At 71.0% G+C, this 14,949-nt stretch carries 16 protein-coding genes and 1 riboswitch; of the genes, 5 read left to right on the forward strand and 11 right to left on the reverse strand.

Annotated elements, in window-relative coordinates; all coding sequences use genetic code 11:
• Nucleotides 1-47 precede the first annotated feature (47 nt).
• The 3 genes from AC4D2O_RS09320 to AC4D2O_RS09330 form a co-directional block, all read right to left on the reverse strand.
• Complete coding sequence (locus AC4D2O_RS09320) at nucleotides 48-1,034, reverse strand: ABC transporter substrate-binding protein (protein WP_490906639.1); 987 nt, start codon at nucleotides 1,032-1,034, stop codon at nucleotides 48-50.
• A 532-nt stretch (nucleotides 1,035-1,566) separates the two neighbouring features.
• Nucleotides 1,567-2,172 carry a GNAT family N-acetyltransferase gene (locus tag AC4D2O_RS09325; RefSeq protein WP_490906641.1) on the reverse strand — a complete coding sequence of 202 codons (606 nt, stop codon included), beginning with the start codon at nucleotides 2,170-2,172 and terminating at the stop codon, nucleotides 1,567-1,569.
• A gap of 28 nt (nucleotides 2,173-2,200) precedes the next feature.
• On the reverse strand, nucleotides 2,201-2,521 hold the full coding sequence (locus tag AC4D2O_RS09330) for a mycothiol transferase (protein ID WP_490906643.1): 321 nt from the start codon (nucleotides 2,519-2,521) through the stop codon (nucleotides 2,201-2,203).
• Nucleotides 2,522-2,780: 259 nt separating this feature from the next.
• Between AC4D2O_RS09330 and AC4D2O_RS09335 the strand changes: the two genes are divergently transcribed.
• Nucleotides 2,781-3,656 (forward strand): GAF domain-containing protein, encoded by an 876-nt coding sequence (locus tag AC4D2O_RS09335; protein ID WP_490906644.1) that lies wholly within the window; start codon nucleotides 2,781-2,783, stop codon nucleotides 3,654-3,656.
• Nucleotides 3,657-3,665: 9 nt separating this feature from the next.
• Here the strand turns inward: AC4D2O_RS09335 and AC4D2O_RS09340 are convergent, their stop codons facing one another.
• The 6 genes from AC4D2O_RS09340 to AC4D2O_RS09365 form a co-directional block, all read right to left on the reverse strand.
• Nucleotides 3,666-4,796 (reverse strand): FAD-dependent oxidoreductase, encoded by a 1,131-nt coding sequence (locus tag AC4D2O_RS09340; protein ID WP_490906645.1) that lies wholly within the window; start codon nucleotides 4,794-4,796, stop codon nucleotides 3,666-3,668.
• 55 nt (nucleotides 4,797-4,851) lie between these two features.
• On the reverse strand, nucleotides 4,852-6,984 hold the full coding sequence (gene pabB / locus AC4D2O_RS09345; RefSeq protein ID WP_490906646.1) for an aminodeoxychorismate synthase component I: 2,133 nt from the start codon (nucleotides 6,982-6,984) through the stop codon (nucleotides 4,852-4,854).
• A gap of 3 nt (nucleotides 6,985-6,987) precedes the next feature.
• Entirely contained in the window at nucleotides 6,988-7,605 is a 618-nt protein-coding gene (locus AC4D2O_RS09350) for a LysE family transporter (RefSeq protein ID WP_490906647.1), read from the reverse strand.
• Between the two features lie 23 nt (nucleotides 7,606-7,628).
• Nucleotides 7,629-8,138, reverse strand: coding sequence for a low molecular weight protein-tyrosine-phosphatase (locus AC4D2O_RS09355; RefSeq protein ID WP_490906649.1), 510 nt, complete (start codon nucleotides 8,136-8,138; stop codon nucleotides 7,629-7,631).
• Nucleotides 8,139-8,250: 112 nt separating this feature from the next.
• The gene (locus AC4D2O_RS09360) at nucleotides 8,251-9,048 is read right to left on the reverse strand and encodes a class I SAM-dependent methyltransferase (RefSeq protein WP_490906650.1); all 798 of its coding nucleotides are present in this window, start codon (nucleotides 9,046-9,048) and stop codon (nucleotides 8,251-8,253) included.
• Between the two features lie 41 nt (nucleotides 9,049-9,089).
• Complete coding sequence (locus AC4D2O_RS09365; protein ID WP_490906651.1) at nucleotides 9,090-9,551, reverse strand: MarR family winged helix-turn-helix transcriptional regulator; 462 nt, start codon at nucleotides 9,549-9,551, stop codon at nucleotides 9,090-9,092.
• 100 nt (nucleotides 9,552-9,651) lie between these two features.
• Here AC4D2O_RS09365 and AC4D2O_RS09370 point away from each other — a divergent pair, with 100 nt between their 5' ends.
• From AC4D2O_RS09370 to AC4D2O_RS09380, 3 genes are all read left to right on the forward strand, one after another.
• Complete coding sequence (locus AC4D2O_RS09370) at nucleotides 9,652-11,805, forward strand: MMPL family transporter (RefSeq protein ID WP_490906652.1); 2,154 nt, start codon at nucleotides 9,652-9,654, stop codon at nucleotides 11,803-11,805.
• 157 nt (nucleotides 11,806-11,962) lie between these two features.
• Entirely contained in the window at nucleotides 11,963-12,265 is a 303-nt protein-coding gene (locus tag AC4D2O_RS09375) for a DUF6221 family protein (RefSeq protein WP_490906653.1), read from the forward strand.
• A gap of 178 nt (nucleotides 12,266-12,443) precedes the next feature.
• Nucleotides 12,444-12,896: an Hpt domain-containing protein gene (locus tag AC4D2O_RS09380; protein WP_490906654.1), complete on the forward strand. Its 453-nt coding sequence runs from the start codon at nucleotides 12,444-12,446 to the stop codon at nucleotides 12,894-12,896.
• A gap of 7 nt (nucleotides 12,897-12,903) precedes the next feature.
• Here the strand turns inward: AC4D2O_RS09380 and AC4D2O_RS09385 are convergent, their stop codons facing one another.
• A complete protein-coding gene (locus tag AC4D2O_RS09385) occupies nucleotides 12,904-13,737 on the reverse strand; it encodes a response regulator transcription factor (protein ID WP_490906656.1) in 834 nt (277 codons plus the stop codon).
• 121 nt (nucleotides 13,738-13,858) lie between these two features.
• Nucleotides 13,859-13,933, reverse strand: a riboswitch (cyclic di-GMP riboswitch).
• Between the two features lie 153 nt (nucleotides 13,934-14,086).
• Between AC4D2O_RS09385 and AC4D2O_RS09390 the strand changes: the two genes are divergently transcribed.
• Nucleotides 14,087-14,620 (forward strand): GNAT family N-acetyltransferase, encoded by a 534-nt coding sequence (locus AC4D2O_RS09390; protein ID WP_490906657.1) that lies wholly within the window; start codon nucleotides 14,087-14,089, stop codon nucleotides 14,618-14,620.
• A gap of 99 nt (nucleotides 14,621-14,719) precedes the next feature.
• Here AC4D2O_RS09390 and AC4D2O_RS09395 read toward each other — a convergent pair whose 3' ends face one another.
• On the reverse strand, nucleotides 14,720-14,944 hold the full coding sequence (locus AC4D2O_RS09395; RefSeq protein ID WP_490906658.1) for a hypothetical protein: 225 nt from the start codon (nucleotides 14,942-14,944) through the stop codon (nucleotides 14,720-14,722).
• Nucleotides 14,945-14,949: the final 5 nt, after the last annotated feature.

A 14,949-nucleotide genomic window follows, 5' to 3' on the forward strand; every position in this document is an offset into this window, starting at 1 on the left:
CCTCCTGGTGACCCGGCCGTCCCCGCAGGGACGGCCGGGTCCGGTTCCTAGTACTCGCGGCTCGCGAGGACTTCCTTGGCCTGCTCCGGCGTGAAGGTGGTCTCCTCGGTGACCACGCGGGCCGGGACCTCCTCACCCGCGACCACCTTGGCCGCCAGGTCCATCAACTGCTCGCCGAGGAGCGGGTTGCACTCGACGATGAAGTTGATCTTGCCGTCCGCGAGTGCCGTCATGCCGTCCTTCACGGCGTCGACCGTGATGATCTTGATGTCCTTGCCCGGCACCTTGCCCGCGGCCTCGATGGCCTCGATGGCACCGAGCCCCATGTCGTCGTTGTGGGCGTAGACCACGTCGATGTCCGGGGTGTTCTTCAGGAACGCCTCCATCACCTGCTTGCCGCCGCTGCGGGTGAAGTCACCGGTCTGCGATTCGACGATCGTGAGGTCCGGATCGGCGGCGATGGCGGCCTCGAAGCCTTCCTTCCGGTCGATGGCGGGGGCGGCTCCGGTGGTCCCCTGCAGTTCCACGATGTTCACCGGACCTTCGGTGGACGCCGAGTCCTCGACCAGCCACTCGCCGGCCTTCTTGCCCTCCTCCACGAAGTCCGAGCCGAGGAAGGTCCTGTACAGCGAGGTGTCGGTGGAATCGACGGCCCGGTCGGTGAGGATCACGGGGATCTCCGCGTCCTTGGCCTCCTTCAGCACGGTGTCCCAGCCCGACTCGACCACGGGGGAGAAGGCGATGACGTCCACCTGCTGCTGGATGTAGGACCGGATGGCCTTGATCTGGTTCTCCTGCTTCTGCTGCGCGTCGGAGAACTTCAGGTCCACGCCCGCCGCCTCCGCGGAGTCCTGGACGGACTTGGTGTTGGCGGTGCGCCAGCCGCTCTCCGCACCGACCTGGGCGAAGCCCATGGTGATCGTGTCGTCGCCGCCGCCACTGCCGCCACTGCTACCGGAGTCGGATCCGCCGCCGCAGGCCGTGAGGGCGAGGGTTGTGGCGGCAAGGGCCGCCACCAAGGATTTCCTGAACACTGCTGCCTCCTGGGAATCGGGACCGCAGCAAGGGGGTAACTGCACCGTCGTTGCTGCAGGGGCGGGGAGCCCTGCGGCAATTGTGAACGGTAACAAATGGCGGGTCAAGGGCTCGGGGCCACAATCCGGTAGCGATCTACGACGCGTCGGAGCCGGCCCGGCCACGGGCGCAGGCGCCCTGCCGGCCGCCGTGACAGACGGGAGGCCGGACCGCGTGGTCGCGGTCCGGCCTCCCGGTAGGGGATCAGTTACTTCTGATCGCTGTCCTTGCCGTCGAGGGCGCCCTTGGCCTTGTCCTTGGCCGAGTCCACCTTCTCGGGATTGTCCTGTGCATAATCCTTGGCCTTGTCAGCCATTCCACCAATGTCCGCCATAGAGTCTTCTTCCAGTCGAACCGGTCCGCGGCCCACTGTGGCTGCCGCAGTCTGACGCCTTCATCCTGCGCCGTCCCGAGGGGGCGCGGTACCGCCAGAATCCGGTTGACAAAAGCCCGGTGGCGGGGCGGGCGGGCAGTGCCCCGGCAGGTCGCCGGTCAGGGGTGGAGGGACATCCTGTGCAGGAGGTGATCGCGCACCATGGGCCATTCGTGGGCGAGGATCGAATAGACCACGGTGTCGCGCAGCTCGCCGTTCCTGGCCCGCGTATGGCTCCTGAGCACGCCGTCCTGCTTCGCGCCGAGCCGGACGATCGCCTCGCGGGACTGGTGGTTGACCCAGTGCGTGCGGAACTCCACCGCGGGGCACCCGAACATCTCGAACGCGTGGCGGAGCAGGAGGTACTTGGACTCGGTGTTGGTGCCGGTGCGCTGTACGGAGGCGGCGTTCCAGGTGGAGCCGATCTCCACCCGTGGAGTGTCCTGGTCGATGTTCATGTAGGTCGTCATGCCGATGATCCGGCCGGGCCGGCCGTCGTCCGCGGGGAGCCTAGTGGTGAAGGGCAGCATCGAGCCCGCGCCCTGCAGCGCGAGGCGCCGGTCGATCTCGCGCCGCATGCCCTCGGGCGTCGGGACCGAGGTGTACCAGAGCTTCCACAGCTCGCCGTCGGCGGCGGCCGCGACCAGCCCGTCGTGGTGTTCGGGAGCGAGGGGTTCCAGGAGCACGCGGGCGCCGCGCAGGGTGACCGGTCGGAGGGTGCTCATGGTCCGACCCTCGCCTCGGATGGCGGTCTCACTGGCCCACGCGGCCGTCGATGCATTCGCGCAGCAGGTCGGCGTGCCCGCAGTGCCTCGCGTACTCCTCGACCCGGTGCACGAGCAGTTCGCGGATGGCGATCCCGTCCTCGCCCACGGACCTGCGGGCCAGCTGTCCGGCGTCCAGGCCCTCGCACTTCATCAGGAGCGTCAGCCGGTAGTCCGTCAGGTAGTCCCGCAGCGTCGCCGCCTCGCCGTCGGGGCTGACCCCGTCACTGTTGCGCGGATCGTCCTCCGGGTCCACCCACATGTCGGGATAGATGCTCGCCCTGCTCCACCTTCCGGTCTCCTCGCTCATGGGCGTCATCCTGTCCCACCGTCGTCGTTCGCGCCAGCGCCCCCGCCGTCGGTGATCGAAGTGGGTGGCAGGTTGCGGCCGGCCGCCGTCCGGCCGGGCCCGACGCGGGCATGCGCGCTTTCGTCGCCCTGTCCAGCCCCCGCGGGTGCCGCCGTCGATCCCGTGCACCGTGCCCCCGGGGGCCTACGATGAATCCCAGCCGTGGGGCGGCTGACGGCTCCTCGTCGTGAGCTCGCCCACGAACGGAAGAGGACCGGAAGTGACCGATGCGTTTCTCCAGCAATGGACAGCCCTCGAGGCCACGCGGGCGGCCGGCATAGCGCTCGAGCAGGTAGCGAGGGGTTACACGGCGCTGGGCGGCACCCACGACGGGTTCGACGTGGAGGGGTACCTCCGCGGGCTCACCCGGCTACCGCGCCGCGACCGGGACCTGATCGCCCATGCCATCAACGAGATCATCGACACCACCGGGTCCATGGCGGACGGTGCGCATTACAGCACCGACCGGGCGGCGACCTCCTCCGGCTTCGAGGACTACCTGCGGCCGCTCGTCACCGATCCCGACGGGTACGGATTCGACCGCCGGGCGCTCCGGCCCGACGCCCAGGCCGGCAGTGGGCCCGGGAGCGGTCCGGCGGGTGGATCGGCCGACCTGAAGGAGGATCCGGAGTTCCGGCGGCTGCAGGCCCTTTACCGGTCGGGCCTCCTCGACTCCGGCGCCGAGGCCCGGTTCGACCGCCTGACCGCGCGGACCCGGGAATGGTTCGACGTGAGTTCGTCCTCGATCGCCCTCATCGCGGAGGGCCGGCAGGTGATCAAGTCCCTGGCCGGGCCCATCGGCCAGGACCTGCCGCTCGAGCTCTCCCTCTGTGCGGTGACGGTCGCCGCCGACCGCACCCTCGTGATCCCTGACGCGCTCCTGCATCCCTCCTACCGGGACCACCCCCTCGTCAAGGCCGGCCCGAGGGTCCGCCTGTACGCGGGGCACCCGCTGACCTCCGTCGACGGGTGGCGCATCGGCTCGCTGTGCGTGATGGACGACAAGCCGCGGGACTTCACGGAGAACGACGTCCGCGACCTGCGGTCCTTCGCCCAGCTCGTCCAGGAGGAGATCTGGAGAGGGCCGCTCGGCTGACGCCGGACGTCAGGGGCGGTCGCGCTCGGAGGACGTCCTGCCGGGCCTGAACAGCGCCGGGACCGTATCGCGCCCCTCCACGAGCGCCGTGGCCAGCTCGCCGAGCAGGGGCGCGAACTTCGCGCCGTGGCCCGAGCAGGCGGACAGCACCGTGACGCCCTCCGCCCGGTCGATCACGAAGTCCTCCGTGGGGGTGTTCGTGAACAGGCACGTGGTCTCCGCGTACGGTTCCGGCACGAGGCCCGGCAGGTGGCGCTCCACGTAGGCGACCACGCGCCGCCGGTTCTCGTCGTGGACCACGCCGTCCTGCGCCCCCGCCGAGCGGATACGCCGGCCGCCGTTGTACTCCGCCACTTTCTGGCCCGACCAGCCGGCGTCCCTGCCGCCGGGCAGACCGTAGACGACCATGTCCTCCGTCCTGTGGATGAACGTGGGCCAGCCGTGCCCGTCCCCCGCGTACGGGAAGTGGTAGGCCTGCTCCTGCCGCACCTCCAGCGGAGGCAGCGCGGCGACGAACGCCTCCGGCAGGCCCAGGTCGGCGAGCAGCTCGGGGAGCCAGCCGCCTGCCGCGACGACCACCTGCTCGGCGTCGACCCACCGTCCGTCCTCGGCGTGCACGCGGTACCCGCGCCCGTGCCGCCGCACCCCGGTCACGCGCCACCCCTGCTGCAGCGAGGCCCCGTGGGCGCGTGCCTGGTCGAGCATGGCGACGACGGCGGCCTCGGCGTCGAGCACTCCTGCGCCCGGGTGCCACAGCACGGGCGTCGTGAACTCCAGGTCCCAGCGCGCGGACGCCTCGGCGGCGCCGAGCAGCTCATGCTCCACACCCGCCGACGCGAGAACCCGGGCGAAGCCCACGGGGTCGTGGCCCTCGCCGTGGTCGAGGGCGCCGGTCCGCGTGAGGAGGGCGGTCCCGGCGGCCTCCAGCTCGGCCCACCCGCGGGCCGACTCCCGGACCAGGTCCACGTAGAGCCGCTCGGCATAGGCGTAGCGGAAGATGCGCGCCGAGCCGTGCGAACTGCCCCGGCGGTGGGCCGGGGTGTCCTGCTCCAGGACGACGACGTCGTGCCCGGCCTGCGCGAGCCGCCACGCGGCCGAGGCCCCGGCCAGGCCGGCACCGATCACCGTGATGCCCGTCATGGGGCGCTCCTCTCCGGGCCCGAGGCCCTGTCGGGGCCGGGCACCTCGGGCAAGGCTACCGGCTCGGACCTGCGGGCCCGGGGAACGCAGCACTCAGGGCCGAGAGGACGCCGTGCGCCTTCGTGCGCACCTCGGCCCATTCCTCCTCGGGGTCGGAATCGGCCGTGATCGCCCCGCCCACCCCGAGCATCAGGCGGGTGGCGCCCTCGTCCTCCGCACCCCCGGCCTCCTGCAGCACGAGGGTGCGGATGATCACGGCGAGGTCGGTGGCCCCCGTGAGACTGAAGTAGCCGGCAGCGCCGGAGTAGGGACCACGCGGCGCCTGCTCGAGCCGGTCGAGGATGGCCATGGTGCTGATCTTCGGTGCCCCGGTCATCGATCCGGCGGGGAACGCCGACGCGACGACGCCGGCCCGCGCGCTCCCGGGGCGCAGCCGGGCATCGATGGTGCTGACCATCTGGTGCACGGTGGCGTACGTCTCGATGGCGCACAGCCGGCTGACCGTGACCGAGCCCGGCACCGCGTGGTGGGAGAGGTCGTTGCGCAGGAGGTCCACGATCATGATGTTCTCCGCACGGTCCTTCGCCGACGTCCTGAGGTCCTCGAGCAGTGCGGCGTCGGCGCCGGGGTCGGCCGAGCGCCCCCGCGTCCCCTTGATCGGTTCCGCCCGCATGTGCCCGTCCGTGGTGAGCCGCAGGAAACGCTCGGGCGAGGTGCTCGCGACGGCGAAGCCCGGGAAGCGCAGGAAATGGGCGAACGGTGCGGGGTTCTCGGCGCGCAGCCGGAGATAGGCGTCCAGCGGGTCGAGGGCCTCCCCGGCCTCCAGGTGCGCCACGAGCGACGTCGTCAGGCACACCTCGTAGGTGTTGCCCTCGGTGATCTCGGCCTGCGCCTGCCGGATCTTCGCGAGGTACGCGGTGTGCGTGTCCCGTGCCCCGAACCGCGGCACCGGGAGCCGTGGCGGCGCCGGCAGGGGATCGGTCGCCGTCACGGCCGCCCGCGCCCGCGTCAGCCAGGTGTCCCGGTCGGCGTCGGGCCGCCCGTCGGAGAGGGTCAGGAGGAAGACGGCGCCGTCGGTGTGGTCGAGGACGACGGCGCGGCCGGCGAAGAGGAGCGCGGCGTCGGGCAGGTCAGCCCCTGGCCGGATGTCCGCGCCGCCCGTCTCGCGCTTCAGTTCGTAGCCGAGGTAGCCCAGCCAGCCGAGCCCGAAGTCGCAGGCGAGACCGTCCGGCGCGCGCACGGCACGCCGCCCCCAGACGTCGTCGAGCCAGCGGAAGAAGGGCTCGCGGATCCGGGTGGTCACGGGGCCGGCCATGATGTCCGTGACGCCGCCGCGGTGCAGGGCCAGTTGCCCGAAGGCCCCGCCGGCGTCGGCCATGATGCTGAAGCGGTTGCGCTCGCCGGTCGGGGGCCCTGTCGGCACCCCGGGCGGCGCCCCGGTCGGGGGGTGCACCACGGCGTCGGAGCTGTCCAGCCAGGCAGCCGCAGGTGCGTCGCCGTAGAGCGTCGAGAACAGCGCCGCAGCGTCCGGGACCGCCTCGAGGCGCTCGGCGTCCAGCATCAGTCCGCGCCGGCTCGCGCGCTCGGGCGCCAGCAGGACGGTGCAGGAGGGCAGCCCGGTGAGCGCGAGGCGCACGGCCTGCGGCGACGGCGGCCCCTGGTGGCCCTGTACGACGACGTCCGCGGCGGCGCCGGGGTCGTCTGCCGCGAGCCAGCGGTCCTCCTGATGGGCCCAGCGCTGCCAGTACGGGGCGTAGGCGTCACCGTCGCGCTCGATCGCCGTGCGCTGCCGGACCTCCGCGTCGGCCTCCACCCAGATGACGGCGTCGAGCCGGTCGCGCGCCGCCGCCGCTGCCGCACCCACGCCCTCGAGGAGCACGATCTCCGCCGCCGGCGTCCTGCGCTCCGCGCCGTCCTCTCCCCGCACCCAGTCCCAGGCGTTCCAGCGTGCCGTCCGTCCCGCCCGCAGGGGGGTGAGGACATGCTCGACGTAGCGGGTGATCCCGGCGTCGAGCCCGTCCCAGCCGGGGTAGATGTCCTCGAGGTGGAAGAGGCCGACGGTGTGGTGCTCGCGCAGGAGGGCGGCGAGTTCCACGGCGAGGGTCGTCTTGCCGGCACCGGACCGGCCGTCGATCGCGATGAGCAGGGGGGTGGCGGCGCTGCCCGGAGTGCAGGGGGTGTCGGGCACGGCTCAGGCCAGGGCGAGCAGGGCGCCGACGCCGACGAACAGGGACCCGAAGGTGCGGTTGAGGACTCGCTGGCCGCGCTCGTCCTCGGTGAAGCGCCGGAACGACCGGGCGGTGCCCGCGTAGAAGAACCACATGACGAGCAGGTCGATGACGATCACGGTCGCGGTCAGCACGCCGTACTGGTGCAGCAACGGCTCATCCGGCCGGATGAACTGGGGGATGAGCGCGAGGAAGAACACGATGGCCTTGGGGTTGAGCAGGTTCACCCACACGCCGCGGCGGAACATCGAAAGGGATGCCTCGCTGCCCTGCAGGGCACGGACCTCGCTGTTGTCGGGTCTCGCGAGGAACCTCCGCACCCCGAGGTACACGAGGTAGGCGGCACCGATGTACCGGATGAGGTTGAAGGCGAGCGGCGAGTTCGCGACGAGGAGGCCCACGCCCGCGCCGGCTATCCCGATGTGCACCAGCAGGGCCGTCTGCTGGCCCAGGATGCCCCAGATGGAGCGGCGGAACCCGACGGCCAGCGCGTTGCTCATCGTGTTCACCGCGCCCGCGCCGGGCATGAAGCTGATGAGCGTCTGGGCGCCCAGCAGCGCCAGCCAGAGGGAGGGATTCACCCGTTCATGGTATGCGCCGCGCGTCAGTCGTCCGAACGGTCGGCGTCGAGCTCGTGGCGCACGAACCGCACGACGCCGTCCACCGCGCCGTCGACCATCTTCCAGGTGGCCTCGAAGTCGCTCGCATCGCCGTACCAGGGGTCGTAGATGCCGAGGTGCTCGAGCTCCGTGTCCGTGGTCGACGGGTCGAACTCGCGCAGGAGGTGGATCCTGTCGCGAGCATCGTCGTCGGGCGCGTCCCGGCGCAGCTCACGGTAGTGGTCCAGATCGAGGGCGAGGATGAGGTCGCGTTCGCGGTACCAGCCCGGCTCGAACATCCGGGCCCGGTGCAGGTGGCTCTCGATGCCGAGCTCGGTCAGCTTCGCCGCAGCACGCTCGTCGATCGGCCTGCCTGCCTCCCAGTCCGTGGTGCCCGCGGAGTCGACGACGACGTCGTCCCCCAGGCCTGCCCGGCCGAACGCGTGGGTCAGCATGAGTTCGGCCATGGGGGAGCGGCAGATGTTCCCTGTGCAGACGGTGACGATGCGGTACATCACGCCAGCCTAGCTGCGGTGCCCGTCCTGGATCGGCCGGACCTCGTCCGGGATCACCGTTCCAGCCGATGCAGATCGACGATGGGAGGGGCCCCACCGCGTGCACCGCGCTTCAGTCCCGCGCAAGGATCTCCACGCTCGGCATCAGGAACACGCCGTCGTCCAGCCGCGACCATCTGCGCCACCCCTCGGCCAGCCGGTCGAGGGTGCGCTGATCGGCGAGACCGCGCTCGAGGGTCTGCCCGGCGAACGCCGAGTGCAGCACGCGCTCGGCCCAGGACTCGGCGAGGAGGCGCCGGTCCTCGGCAGTGGCATACACCCAGTTCGTCGACGACACCTCGATAGCCGCGAAACCTGCCGCCGCCGCCCACCCGGGAAGGCGGCGTCCGGCGTCGGGCTCCCCGCCGTTGCCCCGTGCCAGCGTGCGGTAGAGCTCCCGCCACTCGTCGAGTTCGTCGACCGCCGGGAACCAGGTCATCGCACCGAAGTCGGCCTCGCGGGCCGCCACGATCCCGCCCGGCCGGACGACGCGGCGCATCTCGCGGAGGGCCGCCACGGGGTCGGCCAGGTGCTGCAGGAGCTGGTGTGCGTGGACCAGGTCGAACGATTCGTCGGCGGCGTCGAGGTCGTACACGTTGCCCTCGCGGAACTCGACGTTCGCGAGGTCGGCGTGCGCCTCCGCGGCCTGCGCGACGACGTCCGCCGAGCTGTCGATGCCCGTCACCGAGCCCGGTGCCACCAGATCGGCGAAGCCTGCCGTGATGCTGCCGGGGCCGCAGCCGACGTCCAGCACGTCCAGGCCGGCTTCGAGGAAGGGCTCGAGGTAGGCGGCCGACGACGCGACGGTCCGCGCTGCATGCGCCGCCGTGACGCTCGGGTGGTGTCCGTGGGAGTAGACCTCGTCGTTCATGCTCCGAAGGCTAACCGGCGGGAGGCCCATCGGTCAGCATTTCAGCCGCCGTCCAGCGCCACGTCACGCGCGGCGACCGTGGCGTCGGTGACGTCCTGGAGCATGTCGCGCAGGAGTTCCAGCTGCTCCTCGGAATACCTGTCGAAGACGGCGTCGATGTGGCGGGCGAGGGGAGCGAACAGCATCGCCCCCGTGGAGCGTGCCTTCTCCGTCATCTCGAGGTGCACCTGCCGACGATCGACCTCGCTGCGCCGTCGGGTCACGTGGCCCGCCGAATCGAGGCGGTCCACCAGGGCAGTGGTGGCCGGCGAGCTCAGGTTGAGTTCCTCCCGCAGGAATCCGGGGGTCACCGTGAGTCCGGCGCGAGCGGCGCCCATCATGATGCTCAGGGCATGGAGGTCGGTGCGGTAGAGGCTGTCCCGCTCGCTCGCGACGTCGACATAGCGGTCGGTCTCGACCGTGAACTGCCGCAGCAGTGCCATGAGTTCTTCCCTCGCGGCCATGGGTCCTCGCCTCCTTTCCCTTCAGTTTAAACCGTTTCACATTATCTCCACCATGGATATACTTTACGGCAGAGATAAGTACGAGTGGGTAGGGAACTCCATGAAGAACAGATGGTTGAGGGTGCTGTTGCCCGCGGTCGTGGTGCTGATCTGGCTGATCGGGGCGGCGGTCGGTGGTCCTACGTTCGGGCGGCTCGAGGAGGTCTCGAGCAACGACCAGGCGTCCTTCCTGCCCGCCAGCGCCGAGTCCACGGAGGCGGGCGAGCTGCAGCAGCGGTTCAGTGACTCCGATGCCGTCCCGGCGATCATCGTGGCCGAATCGGAGACCGCGATCGACCCGCGGGACCTCGGGCCCTACGAGGATCTCGCCGCCACGCTCGGGGAGGTCGGGGGGCTCGAGCCGGCGGCCGAGGGTGCTCCGCCGGTCGTCGGGCCCATCCCGTCCGAGGACGGTCTCGCGGTCCAGTACGTCGCGTTCGTCTCCTCCGACGCCGAACTCGCCGAGGTGGTGGGCGAACTGCGCACCATCCTCGACGACGAACTGCCCGACGGCGTCACCGGCTACGTGACCGGCCCCGCAGGGCTCACCAACGACCTCGTGGAGGCTTTCGGCGGGATCGACGGCATCCTGCTCGCCGTCGCGCTCGGCGCCGTGTTCGTCATCCTCCTCGCCGTCTACCGGTCCATCGTGCTGCCGTTCCTCGTCCTGCTGACCTCGGTGTTCGCCCTGGCGACGTCGATCCTGCTGATCTTCGGTCTCGCGAAGCTCGATCTGATCCAGCTCAGCGGCCAGAGCCAGGGAATCCTCTCGATCCTCGTGATCGGCGCGGCCACGGACTACGCGCTGCTGCTCGTCGCCCGATTCCGGGAGGCGCTCGTCGGGAACGAGACGAAGTGGGAGGCCATGCGTGTGGCTTTCCGCGGTTCGTTCGAGCCGATCCTCGCCTCCGGCGCCACCGTGATCCTCGGCCTCCTGTGCCTGCTCTTCTCGGATCTCAACTCGAACCGGAGCCTCGGACCCATCGCCGCCATCGGCATCGCCTTCTCGCTCGCTGCAGCGCTCACGCTCCTCCCCGCGCTCCTGCTCCTCCTGGGCAGGGCGGCCTTCTGGCCCCTGGTCCCGCGCTTCAACCCGGCGGCGGCCGCCGTCGTCGCCCCGCATCACGGCAAGCACGCGGCGCAGACCGGCGCCGGGCCGGAGACAGGACTGGAAGGGCTCAGGGGCCTCTGGCGGGGGGTGGCGCTGCTCGTGGCCCGCCGCCCGCGGGTGCTGTGGACAGCGTCCCTGCTGATCCTGGTTGCCGGCGCCCTCGGGCTGGCCCAACTGCAGGCGAGCGGCGTCCCCCAGTCCGCCGTGATCCTCACGCCCTCCAACGCCGTCGACGGCCAGGAGGCGCTCGGCCGCCACTTCGACGCGGGCTCCGGAAGTCCGGTCTACGTCGTCGCGCCCGAGGCGGACCAGCAGGCGGTGCTCGACGTCGTCAGGGCGCAGGAGGGCATCTCCGACGCAGCCCTGACCACGGACCCGGGCGGCGCCGCCGTCGTCGAGGACGGGCGGGTCCTCATCAGCGGCACGCTCGGCTACCAGGCCGACTCGGAGCAGGCCGAGGACGTGGTGCGTGAACTGCGCACGGCGCTCGACGACACCGGCGGAGGAGAGGCGCTGGTCGGCGGGGTCACGGCGGTGGCGATCGACACGAACGACACCGCACTCGCCGACCTCGTCAAGATCATCCCGATCGTCCTGGCCGTCATCCTCGTGGTCCTGATCGTCCTGCTCCGCTCGGTGCTCGCGCCCGTGCTCCTCGTGGCCAGCGTGGCGCTCTCCTACGCGACGGCCCTCGGCGTCTCGGCGCTGGTGTTCAACAACATCTTCGGGTTCGAGGGGGCGGACGCGTCGGTGCCGCTGTTCGGCTTCGTGTTCCTCGTGGCCCTGGGGGTGGACTACAACATCTTCCTGATGACCCGGGTCCGGGAGGAGTCCCTCCGCATCGGCACGCGCCCCGGCATCCTCCGCGGACTCGGCGTGACCGGCGGCGTCATCACCTCGGCCGGCGTGGTGCTGGCGGCGACCTTCGCCGCGCTGGGCGTGATCCCGATCCTGTTCCTCGCGCAGATCGCGTTCATCGTGGCATTCGGCGTGCTGCTGGATACCCTACTGGTGCGCTCGCTGCTCATCCCGGCGCTCGCCTACGACATCGGCCCGAGGATCTGGTGGCCATCGGCACTGGGGAAGGTGCCGTCCCCGCGGTGACCCACGGTGAGGTGTCCGACGTCGACCTCACCGAGCTCGTGACCGAGACGACGAGCGTTGCCCGCGTCGCGGCCCCGGGTAGTCATGGAATCTCGACCTGCCCGACGAGCCCGTGGCGCGGGGTCCTATAAGGGCTGAAGGTCGCTACTCTCTACCTATGAACGACATCGCCGCCTTTCTTGACGCACGTATCTCCGAGGACGAGAAGGCGGCCCGCAGGGGAAGCCTGCCCGAGGAAGTGTGGGGCGTCGGCGGCTGGTTCGACCCCCAGCGGGTCCTCGCGGAATGCCGGGCCAAGCGGGAGCTCCTCCGGTACGCGGTCGCCGAACTCGACGCCCAGCAGCGTGCGGAGGTCCTCGGACTGCTGGCGCTTCCGTGGGCCGGACACGCCGACTACAGTGCCGGGTGGCGGACGGCGGCGGTACTGAAGGTCGAGCTGAAGGACGAGCTGAAGGCCTAGAGAGGCCGCTCGGGGAGGACCTCTCCTGCCCCTCAGCAGCTCCGGCGCACAAGGCTGATCGGCCGCGACCGCGGCCGGTCAGGGCTGTCCCGACCACGAGATGTCATCCTTCCGCAAGCTTTGCGCAATAACATCGAGGGACTCCTCCGGGTGGGCGGACCGTTACTACCCTTGAAGCGTGCCCATCCATTCCACCCCGCCCTCCCCTGGCCAGCACCAGGACCACGGCCCTGCACCCCTCGGGGTCGAGGCCGTCACGGTCCCGGTCGCGCCCGGGAAGGCAGCGCAACTCCTGGACCCGGCGGTCCTCCGGGACATGCGGCGGGACTTCTCCGACGCGGCGACCGTTCGGCAGTTCGCGCGGGATTTCTGCGTCGATCTGCCAGGGAAGATCGACAGGCTGGACCTCCGGCTCGCCGAGGGGGACGCGGCGGGAGCCGAGGATGCCGTGCTCAGCGTGACGACCTCCGCGGCGATGGTGGGCGCACTGCGCCTCGGCCAGGCCGGGCGCGCAACCCTCCGGCTGATCACGACCGGCGACCTGGGGGGCGCCAGGCGCACCCTGACCCTGCTGCGCGGCTGCGCCGACGACACCGTCCGGACGCTTCAGGAGCCCTCCGGACACCCCTGATGCCGATTCAGCGCGAGGTTGCGCTCCGCGGCACGATCCGGAAGCCGACACCTCGGACCGTCACGATCAGGTCCGGGTCACCCTTCGTCCGCGCCAGTTTCTGGCGGAGGTTGGCGATGTGCACCTCGATGGCCCGTTCGTCCGTCCGGCTCACGAAGTTGTAACCGCGGTAGTCGCGACCGCGCGAGACCCGCACGAGCTCCTCCTTGGTCCGGACCGCGCCGTTGCTCCGCATCAGCTCGTGCAGGAGGTTGAACTCCGTCTTCGTCAGTGGCAGTTCGACGCCGGCGCAACTCGCGGTGCGGGCGTCGCCGTCCACCACGAGGACTCCGTTCCGCAGGAGCGTGTCGGACGATTCCTGGCTCTCGTCCCCGGAGAGGACGGGAGCCGCAGCGGCAGTCCCGGACGGCGCGGACGGCGCGGACGGTGGGGACGCATGCTGTGCCATCTGGCCGGCGCGGGGCCTGCGGAGCATCGCGTCGATGCGCGCCCGCAGTTCCCGGGGGCGGAAGGGCTTCAGGACGTAGTCGTCGGCGCCGGCCTGGAGGGCGGTCAGGATATCCAGCTCGTCGCCGCGACCGCTGAGGACGATCACGTAGCAGTCCGTGGTGGAGCGGATCCGCCGGAGGACCTCGTACCCGTCGATGTCGGGCAGCCCGATGTCGAGGGTCACCACGACCGGATGCTCCTGGCGCACTATGTCGACGCCCTCACGCCCGGTGGCCGCGCCGGTCACCTGGAAGCCCCCCTGGGCGAGGATGGCGGAGACCAGGTTGCGGATGTCCAGATCGTCCTCGATGACGACGGCCGCCCGGACCTCGCCGGGTCCGGAGCTACTCATAGCGGGGAGTCCCACGATGATTCCGCGTGGCGGGGGAGGTGGGCCCGTGCACAGCGCCTTCGGCCGATCCGGGAGTTGTATTGAATTGGACTGTCCGAGACATACTCGTGGACCTGTTCTCTTCGGCGGCCCGGCTGACCTCGTGGGTCCCGTGGCTTTGCGTCCCCGGCTCGCACCGGGTTTGCCCTTATCGACGAGCGGTTGCCCGCCCGACGATACTAGCAACCCCGACTGACACATCCGTGACGCGGGCATACAGCGGTCCGTGCCGTGCCGGGCACCTCCCCGCTGCAGGGAAGCGAGCCCGCTGAAGGCTGCGCCGGACGCCTGCGGGCGCTACGGTCCTTCCATGCAGATCGTGCAGTACGAGCCGGCCCACCGGGCGGCGCTGCTCGCGCTCTCGATCCGGGCCTGGGAGCCCGTGTTCCCGCTGTTCCGCGAGGCGATGGCGCCGTTCGTCTACGAGTCCTTCTATCCGGACGGATGGCGGGAACGCCAGGTGCGCGATCTGGCGGCAGTGCTCGACGGCGAACCGCAGAACGTCGCCGTGGCCTTCGAGGAGGGCCGGCCCGTGGGCTGGGTATGCACGCGGTTCCATCCCGAGGACAGCATGAGCGAGATCTACGTGCTGGCCGTGGACCCGGAGTTCCAGCGCCGGGGTGTGGCCAGGGCCCTCATGGGCCATTCCTTCGACCGGGGGCGGGAGGCCGGGATGCGGATGGCCCTCGTCGAGACCGGCGACGATCCGGGCCACCGGCCGGCACGCCAGGCGTACGAGGCGGCCGGGTTCGAGCGCTGGCCCGTCGCCCGTTACTTCAAGGACCTGTCCGAGCAGGCGGCGACGGCCCCGGCACCCGGGACGACGGAGGACCGCGCACCTTGAGGCCCAGCCCCGGCACAGGACCGGCACACCGCAGCCAGGGTGCGGCTCCGCGGAACTGGAGGAGGCCCTGCTACCCCTGCAGATCGCGTCGGCGGGCGGCTACTCCTCGGCATTGGCGCGTTCTTCGATCCAGTCCGTCGCCGCGTCCGAGAGGAACACGCCGTCGGGCCCGCGCCCACCCATCCACCAGGACTCGGTCGCCACGAGGCCGCCCGCCCTGCTGATGTCCGCCGCCACCTCGGGACTCAGTGCCTCACCGTTGTGGGCCATCAGCCAGTCCCGCGTCTGCTGCGTGACGCCGTTCCACCATTCCTCGAGGTCCATGCCGG

The organism is Arthrobacter sp. TJ-238 (genome assembly GCF_058269215.1).